Consider the following 24,834-nt stretch of genomic DNA (forward strand, 5'->3'; position numbering starts at 1 on the left):
TCCTTAGGTTAGGTTGCCCTTAGTTTCAGGGGGTAACTTTGACTAGGCGCATCGGTGGCCGTCCACCGCAGATCGGCCGCGACGACATCGTCCGGGCCGGCCGCGAGCTGGGCATGAGCCGGCTGAGCGTGAAAGCCGTCGCCGCCGCGCTCGGCGTCACCCCGACCGCGCTCTACCGGCACGTCGACGGCCGGTTCGGCCTCGAACGCGTGGTCGGCGAGAGCATCCTGGCCGGCCTCACCCTGCGTGACGATCCGGCCGACGACCTCGAACCGCACCTGTTGAGCTTCGCGCTCCAGCTGCGCGAGTTCGTGCTGGCCCATCCCGGCCTGGCGAGATATCTGCAGATCCTGTTCCCGCGTGGCGACAGCGGCCGGCGCCTGCTCACCGCCGAGGTCGAGGCGCTCGTCCGGCGCGGCTACCGGCCGGACGCCGCGGTCGTGGTCAGTGGCGCGGTGGCCTCGCTGAGCATCGCGATGACCGCCTCCGAGGAGAGCAGCGTCGCCGCCGAGACCGAGGACCTGACCGGATTGGACCGGGAACGCCAGGCCGCGGTCGAGCAACTGGCGACCGACGCGCACCTGGCCGCGGCGCACTCGGTGCTGCCGCAGGTGAGCCGCCCGGCGTACGTACGGATGCTGCTGACCGCGGCCATCCGGGGACTGATCCAGGTCGCCCCGCCGGGGCGGCCGGTCGCGGAGATCATCGCCGACCTCTCCGGCGAGAAGGAGCAAGCGTAGATGGCGCGGGGTTTTCAGGGTGCGATGATGCGGAGCTTCGGCGCCCGCGATCACCAGGCGACCGTGGTGGGCAGACAGCTCCTGGCGCCGAACTTCCTCCGGGTACGCATGACGTCCCCGACCCTCTTCCAGGACGCGCAGGCGGGACCGACGGCGTGGCTGCGGTTCTGGTTCCCCGACCCGGACGGCGGCGACGCCGAGCACCAGCGGGCCTACACGCTCTCCGAGGCCGACGAGCAGGCCGGCACATTCGCGGTGGACGTGGTGATCCACGAGCCGGCCGGGCCGGCCTCGCTGTGGGCGCAGCGGGCCGAGCCCGGCGCCACGATCGCGGTGACGTCGCTCGGCTCGTCCAGGTTCGAGGTTCCGGACGAGCCGCCCGCCGGATATCTGCTGATCGGTGACTCGGCGTCGATCCCGGCGATCACCGGCATTCTCGGCGCGATCCCGGAAGACATCCCGGTCGAGGTCTATCTGGAGCAGCACGACGACGATGACCTGCTGATCCCGCTCGGCACCCATCCGCGGATGAACCTGCACCGGGTTCCACGCCGCGGCCCGGCCTCGCTCGCTGCCGCGATCGAGGCCCGGGACTGGTCCGACTGGTTCGCCTGGGTCGCGGTCGAGTCCGGGTCGCTCAAGCAGTTGCGGCTGCGGCTGCGCGACGAGTTCGGTTTTCCCAAGACCGAGATGTACGCCCAGGCGTACTGGTATCACGGCCGGGCGATGGGCAAGCTCCGGGCGACCGGTGTGCCCGAGGAACCGCAGCCGGAGATTCCGAAGCCCGAACCGGCCACGACGAAGCAGGGCGCCTGGCGTGCGCAGGCCGGCGGCCGGCTGCTCGCCCCGCTGAAGTCCACCCTGATCCTGGCCGGCGTGCTCCAGGCGCTGGTCACCCTGATCCAGCTGGCCCCGTTCGTGCTGCTCGCCGAACTCGCCCGGGCCCTGCTCGCCGGTGAGTCCGGCGTCCGTGCGGCACTCTGGGCGGCCGGGCTGGTCGGCGCCGGGGTGTTGCTCGGCTCGGCGCTGACCCTGTGGCTGCACGCGGTCGACGCCCGCTTCGCCGGGGACCTGCGCCGCCGGCTGCTCGGCAAACTGGCTCGGCTGCCCCTGGGCTGGTTCACCGACCGCGGCTCCGGCCAGGTCAAACAGCTCGTCCAGGACGACACCCTGGCCCTGCACTACCTGGTCACGCACGCCGTGCCGGATGCGGTCGCCGCGGTGGTCGCGCCGGTGAGCGTACTCGTCTATCTGTTCCTCGTGGACTGGCGGATCGCGCTGTTGCTGTTCGTCCCGGTCCTGGTCTACGTGTTCACCATGTACGTCATGCTGGTCCAGTCCGGGACCCGGCCCGCCCAGTATCTGCGCTGGTCGGAGCGGATGAATGCGGAGGCCGGCGCCTATCTGGACGGCCAGCCGGTGATCCGGGTGTTCGGCGGTGCGGCCGCGTCCTCGTTCCGGGCCCGACAGGACGAGTACATCGCCTTCCTCGGCGACTGGCAGCGCCCGTTCACCGGCAAGAAGACCCTGATGGACCTGGCCACCCGCCCGGCCACCTTCCTGCTGCTGATCACCGCGTCCGGCACGCTGTTCGTCACGAACGGCAGCATGGATCCGGTCACCCTGCTGCCGTTCCTGCTGCTCGGCACCACGTTCGGCGCGCGGCTGCTCGGCATCGGCTACGGGCTCAGCGGTCTGCGCGGCGGTCTGCTCGCCGCCCGCCGCATTCAGGTCACCCTCGACGAGGCCGAACTGGACATGCGCGAACCGTCCGCCGCCGAGCAGACCGGCACCGTGGAGTTCGACCGGGTCGGATTCGCCTACCGGCCGGGTGTCCCGGTGCTCAGCGACATCTCGCTCACCCTGGAACCGGGTACGGTGACCGCGCTGGTCGGGCCGTCCGGGTCGGGCAAGTCGACGCTCGCCGCGCTGCTCGCCCGCTTCCACGACGTCGGCGAGGGAGCGATCCGGATCGGCGGCCGCGACCTGCGTGAGCTGACCGCCGACGAGCTCTACACCCGCGTCGGGTTCGTCTTCCAGCAGACCCAGCTCGTGCACGGCACGGTCCGTGAGAACATCGCCCTGGCCGTGCCGGACGCGACCGGCGAGCAGGTCGAGGCGGCGGCCCGGGCCGCCCAGATCCACGACCGGATCGTACGGCTACCCGACGGCTACCACACGGTCCTCGGACCCGACGCCGCCCTGTCCGGCGGCGAACGTCAACGGCTCACCATCGCCCGGGCCCTGCTCGCCGACACCCCGGTGCTCGTCCTCGACGAGGCGACCGCGTTCGCCGACCCCGAGTCGGAGTACCTGGTCCAGCAGGCCCTCAACCGGCTCACCGCCGGCCGTACCGTGCTGGTCATCGCGCACCGCCTGCGCACGGTGACCGGCGCCGACCGGATCGTGGTGCTCGATGCCGGCCGGATCGCCGAGAGCGGCACCCACGACGAACTGCTCGCCCGCGACGGCCGCTACCGCAAGCTCTGGGACGCCGGCGCCGCCCGTACGGAGATGGTCCGATGATCCGCACCCTGCTCGCGCTGCTGCCCGCCGACCGCCGCCGCGCGGTCGCCGTCCACCTCACTCTCACCCTGCTCGGCGTGGTGCTCCGCGCGGCTGGTGTGGTGCTGCTCGTACCCCTGGTCGCTGCTCTCTTCGGTGCCCGGCCCGCCGATGCCTGGCCCTGGGTGGGCATGCTGGCGGGCGTCACCGCCGCCGGCTGGCTGATCGACGCGCGGGCCGCCCGGATCGGCTTCGACCTGGGCTTCAGCCTGCTGGAGAACGGGCAGCACAGCGTCGCCGACCGGCTCGTCCGCACCCGGCTGACCTGGTTCACCGCGGAGAACACCGCCACCGCCCGGCAGGCCGTCGCGGCCGGTGGGCCGGACCTGGTCGGTCTGGTCATCTACCTGTTCACTCCACTGGCCGGGGCGATCCTGCTGCCGGTGGCGATCGCGGTGGCCCTGCTGCCCGTCTCGCTGCCACTCGGCCTGGCGGCGCTCGCCGGGGTGCCGGTGCTGCTCGGCGCGTTCCTGGCGGCCGGACGGCTCGGCCGGGACGCCGATCGTGCGGCGGAGCAGTCGAACACCGTCCTCACCGAACGGATCGTGGAGTTCGCGCGTACCCAGCAGGCTCTTCGTGCCGCGCGCCGGGTGGAACCGGCCCGCAGCCATGCCGGGGCCGCGCTCACCGCGCAGCATGCCGCCACCCGCCGGCTGCTGCTCATGCAGATCCCCGGCCAGTTGCTGTTCGGCCTGGCCGGGCAGATCGCGCTGGTCCTGCTGGCCGGCGCCACCGCGCTGCTGACCGTCCGCGGCGACCTCGGTGTGCCGGAGGCAATCGCGCTGATCGCGGTGATCGCCCGCTACCTGGAGCCGTTCACCGCGCTCGGCGAGCTCACCCCGGGCCTGGAGGCCGCGACCACGGTCCTGCGCCGGCTGCGCACGGCGCTCACCGCACCCATCATCGACAACCGCGGGGGTACGCCGGAGCCCGCTGCCGGCCCACCCCGGATCGAGCTGCGCGGCGTCGGCTTCCGGTACGCCGCCGACACCCCGGCGGTGCTCGACGGCCTCGACGTGACCTTCGAGCCGGGCACCACCACCGCGATCGTCGGCCCCTCGGGTTCCGGCAAGAGCACCGTGCTCGCGCTGCTCGCCGGCCTGCACGAACCCACCACCGGACAGGTCCTCGCCGACGGCGCCGCCGTCGACAGCTCGATGGTCAGCGTGGTCTTCCAGCACCCGTACCTGTTCGACGGCACGATCCGGGAGAACATCCGCAGCGGGCGGCCCGGCGCGGACGACGCCGAGATCGCGGCCGCCGCCACGCTGGCCCGGGTGCCGGACGACCTGGACACCCGGGCCGGCGAGGGCGGGACCGCGCTGTCCGGCGGCGAACGCCAGCGCGTGTCGATCGCCCGCGCGCTGCTCAAACCGGCCCCGATTCTGCTGGTCGACGAGGCCACCAGCGCGCTGGACACCGAGAACGAGATCGCCGTGGTGCAGGCGCTGACGGCCGACCCGGTGGCACGGACCCGGGTGATCGTCGCCCACCGGCCGGCCGGCATCCGCGCCGCCGACCGGGTGCTGTTCTTCGAGGAAGGACGGATCGTCGAGGACGGCACGGTGGACGGTCTGGTCGCCGCCGGCGGGCGGTTCGCGGAGTTCTGGCGGCAGCAGGAGGCCGCGGCGGGCTGGCGCTTGGTGAGTCCTGGGTAACAGAGCGCTTTCCCGGATGATCCTTGCCGTGCCAGGGTGTGGTCATGGCGAGTACATATGGGGGGCGCCATGTCGCAGTCGACAACTGGGTCCCCGTGGAGAGACGCTGGTTGGGCCTGGACAAGCGAACACTGCTACCGGGTCTCGTGGTCTTCGCGATCGCGATCCTGCTGCGCAGCATCATCCCGTCCATCGATCAGGCGACTCCGGTCGACGACGTGATCGAGGCCGGCGACCGGCTCAACCTGGACAACGGTTTGACGATCGCGCCGCCGGTGGGCTGGGAGCTGGTCGACGGCATACTGGTCGGCGCCGACACGGTGCAGCCGGGGGCCGGCTCAGCGTCCGCGTCGATGGTGCAGGGCGGTGTCCAGGCGCAGATCGCGGTCTCGTCGTTCGCCGGGGATGCGGGCGCGCTGCTGGACCAGGTCAACCGCAACGACAGCCGCAGCGACAGCCGGCCCGGTTTCACGGTCAGCGCCGAACCGACGGCGATCACGACGGTCGGCGGTATCACCGGGGCGGTCGAGGGGTACACCAGCGCTGCCGGTGACGGTCTCCTCGCGGCCTTCACCTTCCCGGACGGGCGGGGCATGGCCGTCGAGGTCGCCGGCACGTCCGAGCAGCTCGCCGCCCGGACCAGCCAGATCGATGCCATGCTGCGCAGCGTCACCCTGGAGGTGCCGCAGTGACCACACTCGACCAGGCCCCCGGCTCCTCCGCCGCCCTGACTGCGCGGGCCGGCGCACTGGAGGCCTCCGGCTGGGGCGTGCCCTTCCGGCTCGTGCAGGTACGCAACCTCTGTTTCTGGGTGTTCGCCCTCGGCGTCGCCGGTGGCATCTACGAGATGCTGCGCTATTTCGGCTCCGGCGTGCACGCGTACGGTGTGGGTCTCGGCACCGGCATCGTCGCGTTCGCGGTCTACACCGTTCCGTGGCTGATCTTGCTGTCCTACCACAACCGGTACACCCGGCTGCCCGGCAAACTGCTGGTCACCGCAGTCGTGTGGGGTGCGGCCGGCGCCGCGTTCTGGATCGCTCTGCCGGCCAACGGCGCCTTCCTGTCGCTGTACGGCAAGATCTTCGGCCACGGCTGGGCGAACGACTGGGGCGCCGGGCTCACCGCCCCGATCAACGAGGAGATCGGCAAAGCGCTGGCGCTGATCCTGCTGATCGGGCTGGCGCCCCGCCTGGTCCGCAGCCCGTTCGACGGTCTGATCATCGGCGCGTACGCGGGCCTCGGCTTCCAGATCATCGAGGACGTGCTCTACGCCTACAACGGCACCATCGCGAACTTCGGCGCCGACCAGGTCGGATCCGCTCTGAACGTGGTGCTGGTGCGGGCCCCGAGCGGCCTGTTCGGGCACGTGCTGTTCAGCGCCGTCTTCTGCGCCGGTCTGATGTGGCTGCTCGGGCGCGGTGCGGGCCGCCATCGGCTGCGCGGCGCCCTGCTGATGCTCGGCGCGATGGCCGCCCACGGCTGCTGGGACAACATGGGCGCGATCGGCTACAGCCTGGCCGGCACCATCGGCATCTCGCTGCTGTGGTTCCTCGTGCTGCCGATCGCCGACCTGCTGTTGCTGTGGCTGACGTTCCGCCTGGCGGTGCCGCAGGAACAGGCCTGGCTGCGTGACATCCTCGCGCCGGAGGCCGAGTCCGGGCTGCTCACCGAGGAGGAGGTGACCGCCGCCGCGGGCGGGTGGAAGACGCGCCGCCGGTTCCGCAAGGCGCAGCACGGCCACCGCGAGCGGAAACGTGCGAAACACATCCTCGCCGCGGCGAACGACCTGGCACAGGAGGTTGCCGAGGCCGGCGGGCACGACACCGAGGGCGTCGAGCACGCCCGCTCGGAGGTCCGCAGGCTGCGCGCCGCGGCCTGAGCGCACATCGACCGATCGGTGGATCGGTGCGCGGCGGCGGTGGACCGTTCCGGCCGGTAGGTCGGTCGATTCGCCGCCGCCCGCATCTCGCGAGGCTGAGGGCATGACAACCACAGCCGTCCGTTCCGGACCCATCCGCACCCGGGAACGCGTCCTCGCCCCGGACCTCGCCCGCGGGCTCATGCTCGCCCTCATCGCCCTGGCCAACTCGGTGGTCTACCTCTACGGCCGCGAGTACGGCGTACGCCAGCACATCGTCGAGTCCGGCCTGGCCGACCGGATCGTCAGCGTCCTCACCGTGACCCTGGTCGACGGCCGCGCCTACCCGATGTTCGCCGCCCTGTTCGCGTACGGCGTGGTCCAGATGTTCCAGCGCCGCCCCGACGCCCGGCAACTGGTCCGCCGGCGCAGCCGGTGGCTGATCGCCTTCGGCTTCGCGCACGCCCTGCTGCTGTTCCCCGGCGACATCCTCGGCCTGTACGGCCTGGTCGGCCTCCTCCTGGTCGGGCTCGTCCGGGTCCCGGACCGCAGGCTGCTCACCCTGGCCACGCTCTGGCTCGCCGTCGTGGCCCTGCTGCAGGGCGCCGCCTACATGGCCCCGCCCACCTCGGAACGCTCCTTCTTCTGGTCGTTCGAGACCGCCGACCCGCTCCAGGGGATGATGCTGCGCCCGCTGGAATGGCTGATGACCCCGATCGGCGTCGCCGGTGTCGGCAGTGCCGTCCTGATCGGCACCTGGGCCGCCCGCCGGGGCATCCTCACCGACCCGGCCGCACACCGCCCGCTGCTGGTCCGCACCGCGATCCTCGGCCTGACCGCGGCCGTCGCCGGCGGCCTGCCGGTCGGTCTCGCCGTCGGCCACTTCTGGGAGCCGACCGCCGTGGCCGAACTGTGGGCGCTCTCCGCCCTGCACGCGGTGACCGGCGTCGCCGGCGGCCTCGGCTACGCCGCCCTGATCGGGCTGGCGGCGATCCGGATCGGCAACCGTCCCGGGCCGGTCACCCGCGCCCTGGTCGCCACCGGGCAGCGGTCGCTGAGCTGCTACCTGTTCCAGTCGGTGGTGTTCGTGGCGCTGCTGACGCCGTGGACCCTCGGGCTCGGCGCGACGATCGGCACCGCCACGGTCGCGGCGATCGCGCTCGGCACCTGGCTGGTGTCGGTGCTGCTCGCCGACGCGATGCGCCGGGCCGGGCAGCGTGGACCGGCCGAAGTGCTGTTGCGGCGGCTCACCTACCGAACGGGCAAGATGGCGGGGTGACCTCGGTGGAGGAACAGCTGGGCCGGCAACGGGAGCACCGGTGGAATCAGGCGTGGGCGCTTCTCCCGTACGGATTATTGCTCGTCGCCTGTGGTTTGTCGGTCTTCTCCGATGATGTCGGCCCTCAGCAGCACCTGATCACCCTTGTGGTCGCCGGCGCCCTCGCGGTCTGGCACTGGTGGTTCATCCTGGCCCACCCGGACTGGTGGGAGCGCCGGACCGCCCTGATGACCACCTACTTCGTGGGTGTCCTGGCCTTCACCGTCGTGCTGCTGCAGCGCAGCGACGCGTTCCAGGTGTTCGTGCCGGCCGGCTACGTGCTCGCGTTCGTGGCTCTGCCGGGATGGCTGGCCTACGCCGGCGTGGTGGCGGCGAACCTCCCGGCGCTGATCGTCGACAGCTCCGACCCGCTGATCGCCTTCGGCGTCGCCACCCCGTTCGCCGCCCTGATCGGCACCATGGTCCGGCTGACGGAACGGGAAGCCATCCGTCGGCGGGAACTGCTCGCGGAGAACGCGAGGCTCGCCCGCGAGGCCGGCGTCGCCGAGGAACGGGCCCGGATGGCCCGGGAGATCCACGACACCGTCGCCCAGGGCCTGACCGGCATCGTCACCCAGCTCGAAGCGCTCGGCGACCTGCCGTCCCCGGCACGCGGCCGGGTGGACACCGCTCGTACGCTGGCCCGCAACAGCCTCGTGGAGGTGCGCCGGTCGATCGAGGCGCTGCGGCCCGGCCCGTTGCAGAACGCCCGGCTCGGCGAGGCCACCCGGCAGGCGGTGGCGTCGTGGAGCGCGCAGTACGACGTGCCCGCCAACTTCACCGTCACCGGAACCCCGCTGCCGGTGCACTCCGAACTCGAGGTCACCCTGCTGCGGGCCGCCCAGGAAGCCCTGTCGAATGTCGGCCGGCACGCCCGCGCCTCCCGCGTGGACGTCACCCTGTCGTACATGGAGGATGTCATCGTGCTGGACGTACGCGACGACGGGACGGGCTTCGACCCCACGACGGCCGGCGGCTTCGGTCTCACCGCGTTGCGCCAGCGCGTCGACGCCCTGGCCGGCTCGGTCGACATCGAGTCGGCGCCCGGCGCGGGCACCGCGGTCAGCGTCACCGTCCCGGTCATCGAGGGGGAGCGGTGAGCACGCTGCGGCTCGTCGTGGTGGACGACCACCCGGTGGTCCGGGACGGGCTGCGCGGCATGCTCGGCACCCAGCCCGACTTCGAGGTGGTCGGCGAGGCGGCGACCGGCGCCGAGGCGCTGACCGTGGTCGAGGCGGTCCGCCCGGACGTGGTGCTGACCGACCTGCGGATGCCGGAGCCGAGCGGTGGCACCCTGATCCGGCTGCTGCTGGAACGCGTTCCGGCCGTCCGGGTGCTGGTCCTGACCACCCACGACACCGACTCCGACGTGCTGCCCGCGGTCGAGGCTGGCGCGATCGGTTACCTGCTCAAGGACGCGCCGCGCGAGGAGCTGTTCCGGGCGGTCCGGGCCGCGGCCCGGGGCGAGACCGTGCTGTCCCCGTCGGTCGCCACCCTGCTGCTGTCCCGGGTGCGGCCGCAGCAACCGCTCACCCAGGCCCGCCTCAGCCAGCGGGAACGCGAGGTCCTCGCCCTGGTCGCCGAGGGCCGCACCAACCGGGAGACCGCGGCGGCGCTGTTCATCAGCGAGGCCACCGTCAAGACGCACCTGCTGCACATCTACGAGAAGCTCGAGGTGCCGGACCGGGCCGCCGCCGTCTCCGCAGCTCACCGGCGCGGCCTGCTGTGACTCTGGCAGGTGCCGCGCTGCACGCGGCCGCACGTTTCGGGCCCTACTTCGCCTGGGATCCGTACGACGAGACGCCCGGCTGGCGTCCCCTGACCGACCTGCTCGACGCCGACGTGGTCGCGGACCGCGTCGAGACCGGCCGGCAGGCGCTGCTGCGGATGTCCGGGCTGACCCGCGACGACATCGAGGAACGGGTGGTCGCCTCGATCGTCTTCCTCGGTCTCGCATCCCGGTTACTGTCTCCGCTGCTCGGCGCGGTCGTGGCCGGCAACGTCCTGCCGCTGCCGGACCCGGAACGGCTGTGGTGGCGCCCGGTCGACGGCGGCCCGCTGCCGATCGCCTGGCGCGACCTGCCCGCCGAGGACTGCGCCGGCCGCTCCCCGGCCGACATCGCGGAGACGCTCACCCGCACCGCGACCCGGACCGTCGTCGAACCGGTCCTCGAAGTGTTCCGCGGGCGGTTCCGGCTGTCGCCGCAGGTGCTGTGGGGCAACGTGGCGTCCGCGCTGGGCGGCGCCGTGACCATGATCGGGCAGGCGCGGGCCGCGGCCGTCGTCCAGGCGTCCCTGAACCTGGCCCCGCTGCGCGGCACTGCCACGGTGTCACCACCACGGTGGACCCTGGTCCGGAACAACTGCTGCCTCTACTACCGGATCCCCGGCGGCGGCACCTGCGGCGACTGCGTACTCAACAGGCGGGAGAAACGATGATCACGGGAACGTTGCTGGCCGAGAGCCTCCGCGTGGGCGCGACGATCGAGGTGCCCGGGCTGTTCATCCGCAGCCTGCGGCGCGAGGACGTGTCCGCATCGACCACCGGCGCCCAGCCGGACGTCTGGACGATCCTGGAGTTCGAGGCGCCGCCGGAAGCCGCCGGAGCGCTGACCGAGGCGTTCTCGTCGGGGCTGCTCGCGGAAGGCGGCTGGTACGCCGACTTCCGCGCCGATGACGAACACGTCGTCGTCTTCGCCGGCAAGGTCTTCCGCTATCCCGTCGGCGACGAGGCGGGCCGGGCCGCCGCCCAGGAGTACGGCCGTTCCGTCGGCGTGCCGGAGCACCAGCTCGACTGGGGTGCTTAGGTCTGTGCCGCGGTAACCAAAGTCGCGCCGGCATCGACTCCCGGCTGCTGCTGAGCGCCGGTCCGCGCACCTAGCGTCGGTGTCATGAGCATCGAAGCGCCGACACGACTGCCGGGAGCGACCGCGCCCGCCGAACGAGCCCTCGGGCCGGACCTGGCCCGCGGGTTCATGCTGCTGTTCATCGCGCTCGCCAACACCCATTACTTCCTGCCCGGGGCGTCGGTGCGCGGCGGCTACCCGCAGGACGGGTCCGGGCTCGACGCGGCGGTGATCTGGCTGCTGTCGACGTTCGTGGACGGGCGGGCCTTCCCCATGTTCGGGCTGCTCTTCGGGTACGGGGTGGCCCAGATCGTGCGCCGGCAGCAGGATCGGGGCGCTTGGGGCGTACGCCGTCTGCTCTGGCGCCGCAGCGCGGTGCTGGTGATCGTCGGCCTGATCGACGCCGTGCTCTTCTTCGCCGGTGACATCCTGGCGGCCTACGGCGTGCTGCTGTTCGCCGGCGTCTGGCTGATCTTCTGGAAGGACCGCTGGCTGCTGGTGGTGGCCGTGGCGTTCCTGGCGCTGAACGCGCTGCCGAGCGGCGACCTGTCCGTGATCAGCACCGCCGGACCGGACCCGTCGATGCTGCCACCCGACTTCGCCGCCCAGGTCACGCACCGGGTCCCGGCGGCGCTGTACATCGCCGGGCTCGGACTGATCGGCTTCCTCTGCCCGTTCGCGCTCGGGCTGTGGGCCGGCCGCCGCCGCATCCTGGAGTTCCCCGAACGGCACCGGCGGCTACTCGTCGCCGTCGCGGTGACCGGCCTCGGCTCCGCAGTGCTCGGCGCCCAGCCGATCGCCCTGCTGCTCTCCGGCGTGATCCCGGCGCCGGACCAGCAGACCCTGACCTGGTGGGCGGCGCTGCACTCGACGACCGGCACGTTCGGCGGTCTCGGGTTCGCGGCGCTGATCACACTGCTGGCGCGCCCGCGCGGACCGCTCACCGCGGCGATCGCGGCCACCGGGCAGCGGTCGATGACCTGCTACCTGATGCAGTCGGTGACGTGGGCGGTGGTGTTCACCCCGTACCTGCTCGACCTCTCCGGCACACTGACCGTCGTCACGACCGCGCTGCTGGCCGCGGCGACCTGGGCGGCGACGGTCGTGATCGCCGACCGGATGCGCCGGGCCGGGCAGCGCGGGCCGTTCGAGACGCTGGTACGCCGGTTCACGTACCGGCCCGCTCAGCCTCGCGCGTGAACTCGTCGTGGGTGTGGCCGTGGAACTCACGCCACCCGATCAGCAGGCCGACCGCCACCAGAAGGGCGAGAACCAGGTAGAACGCGCGAGCGCCGGCGTCCAGCAGCGCCGGCGTGACCAGCGCGAGCAGGGCCGCGGTGATCCGGGCGAAGGCGACGATCGTGCCCTGCGCGCTGGAGCGCAGCATGGTGGGGAACGACTCCTGCGTCCACACCTTCATGATGCCCTCGAAGGCGAAAGCCCCGCCGATACCGGTCAGCACCACCCCGGCACCCATGGTGGTGAGGGTGAAACCGAGGACGGCCGGCACGAGATAGCCGATGACCAGCAGGACCGCGCCGGCCGCGAAATACGGCATCCGCCGCGGCGTGTCGACCACCCGCATGAACCACACCCCGGCGAGCAGCCCGACCGGGAAGGCGAGCAGCGCGACCCGGTTGAACACCTCGACCTCGACACCGGCGATGTTGGCCGCGATGTACGTGTTGAACTGCCCAGCGGTGTTCGCTGCCAGGTTCGTCAGCGCGTAGAACAGCAGCAGGGCCAGCAGCGGTCGCCCGTACGGCGGCTGGATCAGATCGCGGATCGAGACCTTGTCGGCGCGGACCGTGTGCACGCCGCCCCGCCGCTCGTCGCCGGCCCGCAGCCACGAGTCCGACTCCGGGATGCCCAGCCGCAGCACCAGCAGCACCAGGGCGACCACGCCGACCTGCGCGTAGAGCAACTGGCCACCGAGCCGGCCCCAACCGCCGGCGACCGACGAGATGACGATCGCGGAGAGGATGCCGACCGACCACAGGATGTTCGAGAGCCCGAGAATCGCGCCGCGATTCTGCCCGGACGCTGACTCGGCGATGGTGGCGAGCGAGACCGGCAGGTCCGCGCCGACGCCCAGCCCGACCAGGACGATCCCGGCGAACAGCAGCGGGAAGACGGTGCTGAAGGTCAGCAGGGCGCTGCCGGCCACGATCAGCGCCATCGTGGCCAGAAAGACCCGGCGGCGGCCGAACCGGTCCCCGAGCCGTCCGCCGGAGAGCGCGCCGATCGCGATGCAGAAGGTGAGGGCGGCCGACAGCACGCCGATCTGCCCGGGCGTGACCCCGATGGTCTCCTGGTAGATGACCAGCGCGATGCCGTTGGCGACGATGGCGGCGGCGTCGATGTAGGAGGCCATCCCGGCGACCACACCGACCCACCACGGGTTGGGGCGGTGGGAACCCATTACCACATAGTCACCGCGGGGCCACTTTCCGAAACGTTTCAGACGCATCCTACGGCGCGGGTAGGGTAAGTCGGGAAGAACCAAGATCCGGAGGACATCATTCTCACCGTCAACGCCATCGCCGCGCCCTCAGCCACCGACCCGCTGGTCCGCACCACCATCGACCGGCGTGACCTGGGCCCGCGCGACGTGCTGATCGAGATCAGCTACGCCGGAATCTGCCACTCGGACATCCACACCGTCCGCGGCGACTGGGGCCCGGTGCCGTACCCGCTCACGGTCGGCCACGAGATCGTCGGGCACATCGCCGAGGTCGGCTCCGAGGCCACCAAGCACGCCGTCGGCGACCGGGTCGGCGTCGGCTGCATGGTCAACTCGTGCCGCGAGTGCGACAACTGCCGGGCCGGCCAGGAGCAGTACTGCCTGAACGGCAACGTCGGCACCTACGCGAGCACCGACCGGGACGGCACCGTCACCCAGGGCGGCTACTCCACCCACATCGTCGTCGACGAGGACTTCGTGCTGCGCGTACCCACGTCGATCCCGCACGAGGCCGCCGCCCCGCTGCTGTGCGCGGGCATCACCACGTACTCGCCGCTCGCGCACTGGAACGCCGGACCCGGCAAGAAGGTCGCGGTCGTCGGCATGGGCGGCCTCGGCCACATGGCCGTCAAGATCGCGGTAGCGATGGGCGCCGAGGTCACCGTCCTGTCGCAGACGCTCAGCAAGAAGGACGACGGCCTCGCCTTCGGCGCCAAGGACTACCACGCCACCAGCGACCCGGCGACCTTCGAGGCGCTGAAGAACACCTTCGACCTGATCATCAACACGGTCAGCGCGCCGATCGACATCAACGCCTACCTGAGCCTGCTGCGCCTGGACGGCACCCTGGTCAGCGTCGGCGCCCCGCCGGAGCCGCTGCCGGTCCAGGTCTTCGCCCTGTTCGGCCAGCGGCGCTCGTTCGCCGGCTCCAGCATCGGCGGCATCCCCGAGACCCAGCAGATGCTCGACTTCTGCGCCTCGCATGGCATCGCCCCCGAGATCGAGCTGATCAAGGCGGACGAGGTGAACGACGCCTACGAGCGAGTGCTCTCCTCGGACGTTCGCTACCGCTTCGTCATCGACATCAACTCCCTGCGCTGACCTCACCGCCGGGCGGCAGATGGTTGCCGCCCGGCCCCTTCCCGGTACGGGTCAACCTCGTCCCCAGATTTCGTGCCCGTCCCGCCGCGCCGCGCGATCCAGGCTTGTGGTCACGGCCCCCAGCGCGTCCGCCGGGCTCATGCACGGGGTCACCCCACAACCCAGCCCGGCAGGGCCGCGCTCCCGCCGGCTGACACACACACGTTCCCGCCGCCCTGATCCGGAGCCATCGCCCAGCCACGTATTCGGCCCGCCGTAGCGTGCGTGGCTGGCGGCTCGTTTGGCTCGGCCGTCGCTGAGTCATGTATTCGGCCGGCCGTAGCGTGCGTGGATGGCGGCTCGTTTGGCTCGGCCGTCGCTGAGTCATGTATTCGGCCGGCCGTAGCGTGCGTGGCTGGCGGCTCGTTTGGCTCGGCCGTCGCTGAGTCATGTATTCGGTTTGCCTTAGCGTGCGTGGCTGGCGGCTCGTTCGGTTCGGCCGTCGCTGAGTCATGTATTCGGTTTGCCTTAGCGTGCGTGGCTGGCGGCTCGTTCGGTTCGGCCGTCGCTGAGCCATGTATTCGGTTTGCCTTAGCGTGCGTGGCTGGCGGCTCGTTCGGTTCGGCCGTCGCTGAGCCATGTATTCGGTTTGCCTTAGCGTGCGTGGATAGCGGCTCGTTCGGCTCGGCCGTCGCCCAGCCACGTATTCGGCCCGGCAGTACCGGCCTGAGCGGCGGCTCGCCTGAACGCAATGCCACCCGCCAGCCCACCAGCGCGACCGGCTGGCATCAGGCCACCCGCGGGGGCGGCTGATCACGTTCGTGGACGCCAGTTCGGCGCGGTCGGGCGGGCGTCGGGCCAGGTGGGCGTCGGGGCCGGGTGGGCGACGGCTGGGCGTCGGGGCCGGGTGGGCGACGGCTGGGCGTCGGGGCCGGGTGGGCGACGGGTGGGCGTCGGGGCCGGGTGGGCGACGGGTGGGCGCCGGGGCCGGTGGGCGACGGGTGGGCGTCGGGGCCGGTGGGCGATGGCTGGAGAAGCGGCGGGAAGTGCCGCGGCCGGTGGGTCAGTCTTCGCGGAACTCGGCGGTGGGGGTGCCGGCCGACTCGCGTTCACGCAGTTCCACGCGGCGGATCTTGCCGGAGATGGTCTTGGGCAGCTCGGTGAACTCGATGCGCCGGATCCGCTTGTAGGGCGCCAAATGCTCCCGGCAATGCCGCAGGATCGCCTGCGCCGTCTCCTGAGTCGGCTCCCAGCCCGCGGCCAGCACCACGTACGCCTTCGGAACTGCCAGCCGGACCGGATCCGGGGCCGGAACCACCGCGGCCTCGGCCACCGCCTCGTGCTCGATGAGCACACTCTCCAGCTCGAACGGCGAGATCCGGTAGTCGGAGGCCTTGAAGACGTCGTCCATCCGCCCGACGTACGTGATGTAGCCCTCCGCGTCCCGGGAGCCGATGTCGCCGGTGTGGTAGTAACCGTCCGCATGCGCAGACGAGTTCCGCGCGGGGTCGTCCTGGTATCCGGTCATCAACCCGAGCGGACGTTCCGCCAGGTCAAGGCAGATCTCACCCTCGTCAGCCGGCTTGCCGGTCGCGGGGTCGACCAGCACCACCTGGTAACCCGGCGTAGGCCGGCCCATCGAGCCCGGCTTGACCCGCTGCCCCGGCGTGTTGGCGATCTGCACGGTCGTCTCGGTCTGCCCGAACCCGTCGCGGATCGTCACGCCCCAGGCCCGCTGGACCTGTTCGATCACCTCGGGGTTGAGCGGCTCCCCGGCGCCGACCACGGTCGGCGGCGGGGTCCGCAGCCGGGTCAGGTCGGACTGCACCAGCATCCGCCACACCGTCGGCGGCGCGCAGAAGCTGGTCACCCCGCAGCGTTGCATCTGATCGAGCAGCGCGTTGGCGTCGAAGCGCGTGTAGTTGTAGATGAACACGCAGGCCAGCGCGTTCCAGGGGGCGAAGACGTTGCTCCAGGCATGCTTCGCCCAGCCGGGCGACGAGATGTTGAGGTGTACGTCGCCGGGGCGCAACCCGATCCAGTACATGGTCGACAGGTGCCCCACCGGGTACGAGGCGTGGGTGTGCTCGACCAGTTTCGGCAGCGCGGTCGTCCCGGAGGTGAAGTAGAGCAGGAACGGGTCCGACGCCCGCGTCTCGCCGTCAGGTTCGAAGACCGGGGAGCCGGATCCGTACGAAAGCCAGCCCGGAACCGGCGCACCCACCGCAACCCGAGTGTAATCCCCGGTCAGCGAGGCGAACTTGTCGACATGAGCCGAGTTGGTGATCACATGCGCGGCCCGCCCCCGGTCGAGGCGGTCGCGCAGGTCGGCCGGGCCGAGCAGGGGAGTGGCCGGGATGACCACCGCGCCCAGCTTCATCGCCGCGAGCAGCGACTCCCAGAGCTCGACCTGGTTGCCGAGCATCAGGATGATCCGGTCGCCGCGCCGCACCCCCTGTGAGCGCAGCCAGTTGGCCACCTGGTTGGAGCGCCGCGACAGGTCCGCGAAGGTGTATTTCTGCTCCGACCCGTCCTCCTCGACGATCCACAGCGCGAGCCGCGAGTCCGCGTTGGCGTCGAACCAGTCCAGGGCCCAGTTGAAGGAGTCCAGCTGCGGCCAGCGGAAGTCCCGGTACGCCGTCTCGTAGTCGTCGTGATGCTCCAGCAGGAATTCGCGGGCCTGCCGGAACGCGGCAGCCGAGGGGGACGCCATGCCCTCACCCTAGCGGGATCCGCGGTACGCGATCCTCCCGTCGACGACAGTGAGTTCGACCGGCGACTCGGCGAACTCGTCCGGTCCGACGCTGAGCGGGTCGAGCGCGAACACGGTCAGGTCGGCGCGCTGCCCGGGCACGAGCTGCCCGGCCCGCCCGGTGAGACCGGCCGCCCCGGCCGCGTGGGTGGTGTAGCCCTCCAGGGCCATCCGGGCGGTCAGCGCCTGCTCGGGCAGCACCGGTTCGACGCCGGGCTCCCCGGCCGGGCGGCGCAGCCGGGCCGCGGCGATGATCGAGCGCGGGTCGAACGGCGCGATCGGCCAGTCCGAGCCGAGCGCCAGCCGGGCGCCGTCGTCGCGCAGGTCACGGGCCCGGAACGCCCGGTCGGCGCGCTTCTTGCCGAGCCGGCTGGACCAGTTGTCGGTGTGGTCGGCGCGGGTGTAGTGGGTGCAGTGGGTCGGCTGCATGCCGGCCGTCACGTCGAGTTCGGCGAACCGTCCGATCAGCTCGGACGGCATCGTCTCCAGGTGTTCGATCCGGTGCGGGACGCGCGAGGTGCGCGGCAGGCCGGCGTACGTGTCCAGCACGTACCGGATCCCGGCGTCGCCGATCGCGTGCGTGACGATCGGGACTCCGTGCCCGGCCAGCGTGCGGACCGCCGACGCGTACTCCGCGGGGTCCGGCCAGAGGCAGGCGGCCGACTCGCCGTGCGAGTCCGGTTCGTCGAGCCACGCCGTCCCGCCGTCCACCGTCCCGTCGATCATGAACTTCGCGCCTTCGACCTGCCAGCGCCGCCCGGACAGCCGCTGCTGGGCGATCACCGCGTCCAGCCCGTCACGGCCGGCGCCGGGCATCACGAACGGCGCGAACCGCCACCGGACCGGCAGTTCCCCGTCCTCCTCCAGCGACCGGAACAGCGTCAGCGAGTCGTCCTCGAAGTCCATCGCGTTCGCCGCGGTCAGCCCGCCGGCCGCCATCCGGTTCAGCAGCTGGGCGAGGCGGACTCGCCGCGCGCCGGGCGCGTCGTCCGGCAGCAGCGTGCGTACCAGATCGAGGGCTTCCCACTCCAGCAGGTGCCCCGTCGGCCGGCCGGAAGCATCACAGGCGACGCTCGCCCCGGACACGAACTCCCGCGGGCCGCGCACCCCGGCCAGCTCCAGCGCACGCGGGCTGACCAGCGCCGAATGCGCGTCGAACAGCAGCAGGAACACCGGCACGTCCGGCCCGAGCGCCGCCACCAGCGGACCGTGGCTGATCGGTGCGCCCTCGAACGCGTTCGGGTCCAGGCCCCAGCCCTCCAGCCATCCGCCGGGCGCGACGGCGGCGGCTCGCAGCGCCGATTTCAACCCCGCGAGGGTACGCACGGACGACAGGTCCACGCCGCGCGTGAGCCCGATCCCCATCACCGGGTGGAAATGGCCGTCCACCAGGCCCGGGGTGATCGTGGCGGAACCCAGGTCGAGCAGCTCGGTGCCCGGCCCCCGCCACGCGCGGGCGTCGGCGCGGTCGCCGAGCGCGGTGATCACACCGTCGGCCACAGCGATCGCGGTGGGCGCCGGCGGCGTGCCGGCGAGGGTGTGGATCCGGTCGGCGAGCAGGATCAGGTCGGCGGTGCTCACGCGCTCCCTCCTCGGTTGCGGTACTTCCACTGTTGACTACCGCCGCCACCCGGGTCCGGTTCGAGTCCTCGATCCGGCGTCGTTTACAGCGATGTAGGGCCCGATCGGGGGAGCCCTGGAGGGTATGGTGCCGCTGTGAGCGTGCGCAGCGTGGGCCTGAAGGATGTCGCGAAGCATGCCGGCGTCTCGATCAAAACGGTTTCCAACGTTGTAAACGGCTACGCGCACGTCTCCCCGGAGACCCGCTCCCGGGTGCAGGACGCCATCACCGAGCTCGGCTACCGGCCCAACGTCGCCGCTCGTCAGCTGCGAGGTGGGCGCTCGGGCGTGATCGCCCTGGCCCTGCCCGACCTGCGCTCGGCGTACTTCGCCGAGCTGGCCAGCCTGATCGTGCAGGCCGCCGAGAAGCGGCACTGGACCGTGCTGATCGACCAGACCGGCGGGCGCGCCGACCGGGAGCGCGACCTGGCCGGGCGCCTGCGCCGGCACCTGATCGACGGGCTGATCTTCAGCCCGCTCGCGATGGCCGGCGTGGAGATCGCGGTGGACGTGCCGGACACCCCGATGGTGCTGCTGGGCGAGCGGGTCTGGCACGGTCCGGCCGACCACATCGCAGTGGACAACACGGCAGCCGCCGCCGATGCCACCCGGCACCTCTGCGAGCTGGGCCGCCGGCGGATCGCCGCGATCGGCGCGCAGGAGGGCCCGACCGCGGTCACCGCCCAGCAGCGCCTGGCCGGCTACCGTGCGGCGCTGGAGCAGGCGGGCCGGCCGTTCGACCCGGCGCTGATCGCGCCGGTCGCCGAGTTTCACCGGGCCGACGGCGCGGCGGCCATGGACCGGCTGCTGGACTCCGGCGAGCCGCCGGACGCGGTCTTCTGCTTCAACGACCTGCTCGCCCTGGGCGCCATCCGTACGCTGCTCGACCGCGGCTACGCCGTGCCGGGCGACGTCGCGGTGGCCGGCTTCGACGACATCGAGGAGGGCCGGTTCTCCACGCCGACGCTCACCACCGTCGCGCCGGACACCGGCGGAATCGCCCAGCTTGCGGTCGATCTGCTGGCTGAGCGGCTGGACGCGGACGGGACCGATACGGCGCCGCGGGAGATCCGCGTCGAGCACCGGGTGGTGCCGCGGGAAAGCACGCTCGGCCGGCTGGCCGCCCGCCGCCGCTGAGGCTCGCCCCAAGATTTGTTACGTCATGGTGCCGAGGGCATTTACAACGTTGGTTACAACGTTGTAGAACTGGTGGTGTCGATCACATCAGCGCCTTGATGGAGGCACCCTTCGTGGCTACTGCTGCTCGTCTTGCCGTCGACCCCGCGTTCGCGGTGGCCCCCGTCGACCGACGGATCTTCGGATCCTTCGTGGAGCACATGGGCCGCTGCGTCTACACCGGGATCTTCGAGCCCGGACACCCGGCTGCCGACAACTCCGGGCTGCGCACCGACGTGCTGGAGCTGACCCGGGAGCTGGGCGTCAGCGTGGTCCGCTATCCCGGCGGCAACTTCGTCTCCGGCTACCGCTGGGAGGACGGGGTCGGCCCGACCGGTGAGCGCCCCCGCCGCCTCGATCTGGCCTGGCGGGCCATCGAGACCAACGCGTTCGGGCTCAACGAGTTCATGGATTGGGCGGGCAAGGCCGGCGTCGAGCCGATGATGGCGGTCAACCTGGGGACCCGGGGCATCGCCGAGGCCGCCGAGCTGGTGGAGTATTGCAATCTGCCCGGCGGCACCGCCGCCGCTGACCTGCGCCGCAAGCACGGCGTCGCCGCGCCGCACGACGTGCGGCTGTGGTGCCTCGGCAACGAGATGGACGGTCCGTGGCAGACCGGCAGCCTGACGGCGTATGAGTACGGGCGGCTCGCCGCCCGCGCCGGCCAGGCCATGCGCAAGGTGGATCCGACGATCGAGCTGGTCGCCTGCGGCAGCTCCAACTCCGGCATGCCGACCTTCGCCGCCTGGGAGGCCACCGTCCTGGAGCAGGCGTATGACCAGGTCGACTACGTCTCGCTGCACAACTACTACGACCCGCTGCGGGTGGACCCGGCCAGTTTCCGGGCCTCGGCAGTCGACCTGGACCGCTTCATCGACGACATCATCGCGACCGCCGACCACGTCCGGGCCAAGCTGCGCCGGACCAAGCGGATCAAGCTCTCGCTCGACGAGTGGAACGTGTGGTACCAGAACGATTTCACCGAGCCCGAGGACCGCCCGATCGCCGAGGAGCCGCCGCACCTGATCGAGGACGACTACACCGTCACCGACGCGGTGGTGGTCGGCAACCTGCTGATCAGCATGCTGCGGCACGCCGACCGGCTGACCGTCGGCTGCCAGGCCCAGCTGGCCAACGTGATCGCCCCGATCCGCACCGAGCCGGGCGGCCCGTCCTGGCGGCAGACGATCTTCCACCCGTTCGCGCTGACCTCGGCGCTGGCGCACGGCACCGTGCTGCGGGTCGCGCTCACCGGGCCCGAGATGGAGACCGGGCGATATGGCGAGGTGGCCGCGCTCGATGCCGTCGCGGTGCACGACCCGGACCGTGCGGAGCTGGTGCTCTTCGTGGTCAATCGCGGCGAGTCACCCGTACCCCTCGATCTTGATCTGCGGGCTTTCGGCGGCCTGGCCGCCGCCGACCATGTGACCTTGACCGACGCCGACCCGGCCGCACGCAACAGCGCCGCCCAGCCCGACCGCGTGGTGCCGCAGCGCCTGACCCCGCCGGCCTGCGACAACGGCCGCGCCGCCCTGGTCCTGCCGCCGATCTCCTGGCACGCCCTCCGCTTCACCGTTCGCGCTTCGTCCTGACCCCCACAAAGGAGTGACTCCCATGGATAACCACCTGAGCCGCCGCAATCTGCTGACCCTCGGACTCGGCGCCGGAAGCGCCGCCCTGCTCGCCGCCTGCGGTGACAGCGGCCCCAGCGACAAGGTGACCGGCGCCGGGCAGAACGCCGGGCCGGCCGCGGCCAGCTACAGCGGGCCGAACGTGACGCTCGCCTTCTGGAACGGGTTCACCGGCGGCGACGGGCCGTTCATGAAGAAGCTGGTCGACCAGTTCAACAGCGAGCACCCCAACATCAAGGTGACGATGAACGTCTATCAGTGGGCCGACTACTACCAGAAGGTGCCGGCCGCGGTGGCCACCGGCAATGGCCCTGACCTGGGCATCATGCACGTCGACCACGTCGCGACCAACGCCGCGCGCGGGGTGATCCTGCCGCTGGCCGACCTGGCGAAGACGCTCGACCTCACCGAGGACGACTTCTCCCCGCCGGTGTGGAACGCCGGGGTGTACCGCGACACCCGCTACGCCATTCCGCTCGACGTGCACCCGCTCGGCCTGTTCTACAACAAGACCGTGCTGGAGAAGGCCGGCCTCGACCCGGCGAAACCGCCGGCCACCGCCGATGAGTACATGTCGGCGCTGGACACGCTGAAGGGCAAGGGCGTGCAGGGCCACTGGGCCACGCCGTTCCCGTTCACCGGCCAGATGCAGTTCACCACCCTGCTGTGGCAGAACGGCGGGAAGCTCTTCGACGACCAGGGCACCGCGCCGCTCTTCGCCGAGCAGCAGGGCGTGCAGGCGCTCACCTGGCTCACCGACCTGGTGAAGAACGGATACAGCCCGAAGAACGTCGCCCAGGACGCCGACGTGGTGGCCCTGCGCAACGGCAAGAACGCGTTCAACTGGAACGGCATCTGGACGATCAACACGCTGCGCGAGGACAAGGCGCTGCAGTGGGGTGTCGCGCCGCTCCCGCAGGTCGGCTCCCAGAAGGCGGCCTGGGCCGGGTCGCACCAGTTCGTCCAGTTCAAGCAGAAGGCTCAGGACGACAACAAGCTCACCGCCGGCAAGGTCTTCATCAACTGGATCAGCCAGCACTCCATCGAGTGGGCGAAGGCCGGGCAGGTGCCGGCCCGCAAGGACATCCGCGACAGCGCCGAGTTCACCGCGCTCACCGAGCAGGCCGCGATCGGCACGCAGATCGACTACCTGCAGTTCCTGCCCGCCACCCCGGGTATCGCGGACGCCATGGCCACCGTCGACACCGCGGTCAACGAGGCGATCCTGCTGCGCAAGGAGCCCGGCAAGGCGCTGTCGGACGCGGCTGCCAAGGCCAGTCAGATCCTGGAGGGCAACCGCAAGAAGTACGGCGCCTGAGATGGCCCAGGACCTCCTGGCCCCGCCCGCCGCCTCGGAACGCACCGATTCCACGGCTCCGATCCGGCGGGTGGGGCGGGTCACCCCGTACCTGTTCCTGATCCCGTACTTTCTGCTGTTCGCCACGTTCGTGCTGGCGCCGGCGGTCTACGGGCTCTGGGTCAGCCTGCACGACTGGGATTACCTGCTGCCCGGCAAGCCGTTCGTCGGCCTGGACAACTACCAGGCGCTCTTCGACAGCAGCTCGGCCGTGTTCGAGGAGTTCTGGCAGAGCATGCAGGCCACCGGCATCTTCACGGTCGCCAGCGTGCCCCTGCTCGTGACGATCCCGCTCGCGCTGGCGCTCATGCTGAACCGGGCGTTCCCCGGGCGGACCTTCTTCCGGGCGGTGTACTTCGCGCCGTACGTGCTCGGCGTCGCGGTGATCGGCGTGCTCTGGCGCTTCCTGCTCGACCCCAACCTGGGTGCGGTCAACGCCCTGCTCGGCGCGGTCGGCCTGCCGGACGCGTCACCGTGGACCACCGGCCTGCCGTGGGCCTGGATCTCGCTGGTCGCGGTCACGGTGTGGTGGACGATCGGCTTCAACGCGGTGATCTACCTGGCCGGCCTGCAGGACATCCCGCGCGAGCTGTACGAAGCTGCCCGCATCGACGGCGGCGGCAAATGGGCCGAGTTCCGGCACGTCACGCTGCCCGGTCTGCGGCCGGTGCTGACCTTCATCGTGATCAACACGGTCCTGGCGTCGAGCAACATGTTCGGCCAGGCGCTACTGATCACCCAGGGCGCGCCGGGCAACGAGACCCGTACGGCGATCATGTACATCGCCCAGAAGGGCCTGCGTGAATACAACATGGGCACCGCCGCGGCGATGAGCTACCTGCTGACCCTCGCCCTGCTGCTGGTCAGCGTGATCACCTTCCGCCTTCTGAGGGACCGGGACGCCTCATGACACGGGTACGCGGAATCGCCTGGTACACCATCCTCATCGGTTTGAGCCTGCTGTTCATCGCCCCGCTGGTGTGGATGCTGTTGACCTCGTTCAAGACGATCGGCGAGGCCACCCAGGTGCCGCCCACCGTTCTGCCGCAGGAGCCGACCACCCGGGCGTACGAAGTGCTGTTCGCCTCCGACACCCAGACGCCGGTGCTGCGCTGGCTCCTCAACAGCCTGCTCGCCGCCACCGGGCAGGCCCTGCTCATCCTGGTGGTCGCGTCGATGGCCGCCTACGCCTTCGCCCGGCTGGAGTTCCGGGGCAAACGGATCCTCTTCGGCATGGTGATCGCGACACTGTTCGTACCGATCTTCACCCTGATCATCCCGAACTTCCTGATCATCGACCGGCTGGGCTGGCTGGACACGCTGTGGGCGCTGATCGTGCCCGGCGCGGCCAGCGCGTTCGGCGTCTTCTTCCTGCGCCAGTTCTTCCTCGGGCTGCCCCGCGAGCTCGAGGAGGCCGCCCAGCTCGAAGGCGCCAACACCTGGCAGATCTTCACGAAGATCGTGCTGCCGCTGTCCAAGCCGGCCCTGGCCACCCTGGCCCTGATCAGCTTCCTGGGCAACTGGAACGACTTCATCTGGCCGATCTACGTGCTGTTCAGCCCGTCGCAGTTCACGCTGCCGCCGGGTCTGAGCATCCTGCAGGGCGCCTACGACATCGACTATCCGGTGATCATGGGTGGGGCGGCGCTGGCCAGTGTTCCGGTGCTGATCCTGTTCCTGATCACCCAGCGCTACATCATCGAGGGCGTGTCCCGGTCCGGTCTGAAAGGCTGACGGATGCGCCGTCTGTTCCTCGCGCTCATGTTGGT

20 protein-coding genes are annotated in these 24,834 nt (G+C 71.2%); 17 read left to right on the top strand and 3 right to left on the bottom strand.

The features are described from left to right. The first annotated feature begins 38 nt into the window (after positions 1-38). From OHA21_RS06990 to OHA21_RS07040, 11 genes are all read left to right on the top strand, one after another. Positions 39-740 carry a TetR/AcrR family transcriptional regulator gene (locus OHA21_RS06990; protein WP_328471351.1) on the top strand — a complete coding sequence of 234 codons (702 nt, stop codon included), beginning with the start codon at positions 39-41 and terminating at the stop codon, positions 738-740. After that, positions 741-3,266: an ABC transporter ATP-binding protein/permease gene (locus OHA21_RS06995; RefSeq protein WP_328471353.1), complete on the top strand. Its 2,526-nt coding sequence runs from the start codon at positions 741-743 to the stop codon at positions 3,264-3,266. Next, positions 3,263-4,963 (top strand): ABC transporter ATP-binding protein, encoded by a 1,701-nt coding sequence (locus OHA21_RS07000; RefSeq protein ID WP_328471355.1) that lies wholly within the window; start codon positions 3,263-3,265, stop codon positions 4,961-4,963. Before OHA21_RS06995 ends, OHA21_RS07000 begins: the two co-directional genes overlap by 4 nt. A gap of 44 nt (positions 4,964-5,007) precedes the next feature. After that, positions 5,008-5,655 (top strand): hypothetical protein, encoded by a 648-nt coding sequence (locus OHA21_RS07005; RefSeq protein ID WP_328471357.1) that lies wholly within the window; start codon positions 5,008-5,010, stop codon positions 5,653-5,655. Beyond that, positions 5,652-6,842, top strand: coding sequence for a PrsW family intramembrane metalloprotease (locus OHA21_RS07010; protein ID WP_328471359.1), 1,191 nt, complete (start codon positions 5,652-5,654; stop codon positions 6,840-6,842). The genes OHA21_RS07005 and OHA21_RS07010 overlap by 4 nt, the downstream gene beginning before the upstream one ends. Before the next feature lie 103 nt (positions 6,843-6,945). Then, positions 6,946-8,100, top strand: a complete 1,155-nt coding sequence (locus tag OHA21_RS07015) for a DUF418 domain-containing protein (RefSeq protein WP_328471361.1) — start codon at positions 6,946-6,948, stop codon at positions 8,098-8,100. 77 nt (positions 8,101-8,177) lie between these two features. Beyond that, a complete protein-coding gene (locus OHA21_RS07020) occupies positions 8,178-9,239 on the top strand; it encodes a sensor histidine kinase (protein WP_328471363.1) in 1,062 nt (353 codons plus the stop codon). Continuing rightward, a complete protein-coding gene (locus OHA21_RS07025) occupies positions 9,236-9,868 on the top strand; it encodes a response regulator transcription factor (RefSeq protein ID WP_328471365.1) in 633 nt (210 codons plus the stop codon). Before OHA21_RS07020 ends, OHA21_RS07025 begins: the two co-directional genes overlap by 4 nt. Next, on the top strand, positions 9,865-10,578 hold the full coding sequence (locus OHA21_RS07030) for a (2Fe-2S)-binding protein (RefSeq protein ID WP_328471367.1): 714 nt from the start codon (positions 9,865-9,867) through the stop codon (positions 10,576-10,578). Before OHA21_RS07025 ends, OHA21_RS07030 begins: the two co-directional genes overlap by 4 nt. After that, positions 10,575-10,946, top strand: a complete 372-nt coding sequence (locus OHA21_RS07035; RefSeq protein ID WP_328471369.1) for a hypothetical protein — start codon at positions 10,575-10,577, stop codon at positions 10,944-10,946. Before OHA21_RS07030 ends, OHA21_RS07035 begins: the two co-directional genes overlap by 4 nt. 84 nt (positions 10,947-11,030) lie before the next feature. Further along, positions 11,031-12,185, top strand: coding sequence for a DUF418 domain-containing protein (locus OHA21_RS07040; RefSeq protein WP_328471371.1), 1,155 nt, complete (start codon positions 11,031-11,033; stop codon positions 12,183-12,185). Here OHA21_RS07040 and OHA21_RS07045 read toward each other — a convergent pair. After that, the gene (locus OHA21_RS07045) at positions 12,154-13,407 is read right to left on the bottom strand and encodes an MFS transporter (RefSeq protein ID WP_328471373.1); all 1,254 of its coding nucleotides are present in this window, start codon (positions 13,405-13,407) and stop codon (positions 12,154-12,156) included. The two genes, OHA21_RS07040 and OHA21_RS07045, sit on opposite strands and share 32 nt — an antisense overlap. Before the next feature lie 99 nt (positions 13,408-13,506). Between OHA21_RS07045 and OHA21_RS07050 the strand changes: the two genes are divergently transcribed. Then, positions 13,507-14,550: an NAD(P)-dependent alcohol dehydrogenase gene (locus tag OHA21_RS07050; RefSeq protein ID WP_328478329.1), complete on the top strand. Its 1,044-nt coding sequence runs from the start codon at positions 13,507-13,509 to the stop codon at positions 14,548-14,550. Between the two features lie 1,042 nt (positions 14,551-15,592). Here the strand turns inward: OHA21_RS07050 and OHA21_RS07055 are convergent. Both OHA21_RS07055 and OHA21_RS07060 read right to left on the bottom strand, forming a co-directional pair. Beyond that, complete coding sequence (locus OHA21_RS07055; RefSeq protein ID WP_328471375.1) at positions 15,593-17,242, bottom strand: AMP-binding protein; 1,650 nt, start codon at positions 17,240-17,242, stop codon at positions 15,593-15,595. A gap of 9 nt (positions 17,243-17,251) precedes the next feature. Then, positions 17,252-18,862 (bottom strand): amidohydrolase, encoded by a 1,611-nt coding sequence (locus OHA21_RS07060; protein WP_328471377.1) that lies wholly within the window; start codon positions 18,860-18,862, stop codon positions 17,252-17,254. Positions 18,863-18,997: 135 nt separating this feature from the next. Between OHA21_RS07060 and OHA21_RS07065 the strand changes: the two genes are divergently transcribed. The 5 genes from OHA21_RS07065 to OHA21_RS07085 all read left to right on the top strand — a co-directional run bounded on the left by OHA21_RS07065 (position 18,998) and on the right by OHA21_RS07085 (position 24,799). Continuing rightward, positions 18,998-20,038 carry a LacI family DNA-binding transcriptional regulator gene (locus OHA21_RS07065; protein ID WP_328471379.1) on the top strand — a complete coding sequence of 347 codons (1,041 nt, stop codon included), beginning with the start codon at positions 18,998-19,000 and terminating at the stop codon, positions 20,036-20,038. Between the two features lie 113 nt (positions 20,039-20,151). Next, complete coding sequence (gene arfA, locus OHA21_RS07070) at positions 20,152-21,669, top strand: arabinosylfuranosidase ArfA (RefSeq protein WP_328471380.1); 1,518 nt, start codon at positions 20,152-20,154, stop codon at positions 21,667-21,669. Positions 21,670-21,691: 22 nt separating this feature from the next. Beyond that, positions 21,692-23,026: an ABC transporter substrate-binding protein gene (locus OHA21_RS07075; protein ID WP_328471382.1), complete on the top strand. Its 1,335-nt coding sequence runs from the start codon at positions 21,692-21,694 to the stop codon at positions 23,024-23,026. Position 23,027: 1 nt separating this feature from the next. Further along, positions 23,028-23,975 (top strand): carbohydrate ABC transporter permease, encoded by a 948-nt coding sequence (locus tag OHA21_RS07080; RefSeq protein WP_328471384.1) that lies wholly within the window; start codon positions 23,028-23,030, stop codon positions 23,973-23,975. Further along, on the top strand, positions 23,972-24,799 hold the full coding sequence (locus OHA21_RS07085; protein WP_328471385.1) for a carbohydrate ABC transporter permease: 828 nt from the start codon (positions 23,972-23,974) through the stop codon (positions 24,797-24,799). The genes OHA21_RS07080 and OHA21_RS07085 overlap by 4 nt, the downstream gene beginning before the upstream one ends. The last annotated feature ends 35 nt before the right edge of the window (positions 24,800-24,834 follow it).

The organism is Actinoplanes sp. NBC_00393 (genome assembly GCF_036053395.1).
In the GTDB taxonomy this organism is placed as follows: domain Bacteria; phylum Actinomycetota; class Actinomycetes; order Mycobacteriales; family Micromonosporaceae; genus Actinoplanes.

Excerpts from the sequence above, each read along its gene's own strand:
- OHA21_RS06995 (WP_328471353.1), top strand. The coding sequence starts at position 741 with ATGGCGCGGGGTTTTCAGGGTGCGATGATGCGGAGCTTCGGCGCCCGC.
- OHA21_RS07000 (WP_328471355.1), top strand. The coding sequence starts at position 3,263 with ATGATCCGCACCCTGCTCGCGCTGCTGCCCGCCGACCGCCGCCGCGCG.
- OHA21_RS07005 (WP_328471357.1), top strand. The coding sequence starts at position 5,008 with ATGGCGAGTACATATGGGGGGCGCCATGTCGCAGTCGACAACTGGGTC.
- OHA21_RS07015 (WP_328471361.1), top strand. The coding sequence starts at position 6,946 with ATGACAACCACAGCCGTCCGTTCCGGACCCATCCGCACCCGGGAACGC.
- OHA21_RS07035 (WP_328471369.1), top strand. The coding sequence starts at position 10,575 with ATGATCACGGGAACGTTGCTGGCCGAGAGCCTCCGCGTGGGCGCGACG.
- OHA21_RS07040 (WP_328471371.1), top strand. The coding sequence starts at position 11,031 with ATGAGCATCGAAGCGCCGACACGACTGCCGGGAGCGACCGCGCCCGCC.
- OHA21_RS07045 (WP_328471373.1), bottom strand. The coding sequence starts at position 13,407 with ATGGGTTCCCACCGCCCCAACCCGTGGTGGGTCGGTGTGGTCGCCGGG.
- OHA21_RS07055 (WP_328471375.1), bottom strand. The coding sequence starts at position 17,242 with ATGGCGTCCCCCTCGGCTGCCGCGTTCCGGCAGGCCCGCGAATTCCTG.
- OHA21_RS07075 (WP_328471382.1), top strand. The coding sequence starts at position 21,692 with ATGGATAACCACCTGAGCCGCCGCAATCTGCTGACCCTCGGACTCGGC.
- OHA21_RS07080 (WP_328471384.1), top strand. The coding sequence starts at position 23,028 with ATGGCCCAGGACCTCCTGGCCCCGCCCGCCGCCTCGGAACGCACCGAT.
- OHA21_RS07085 (WP_328471385.1), top strand. The coding sequence starts at position 23,972 with ATGACACGGGTACGCGGAATCGCCTGGTACACCATCCTCATCGGTTTG.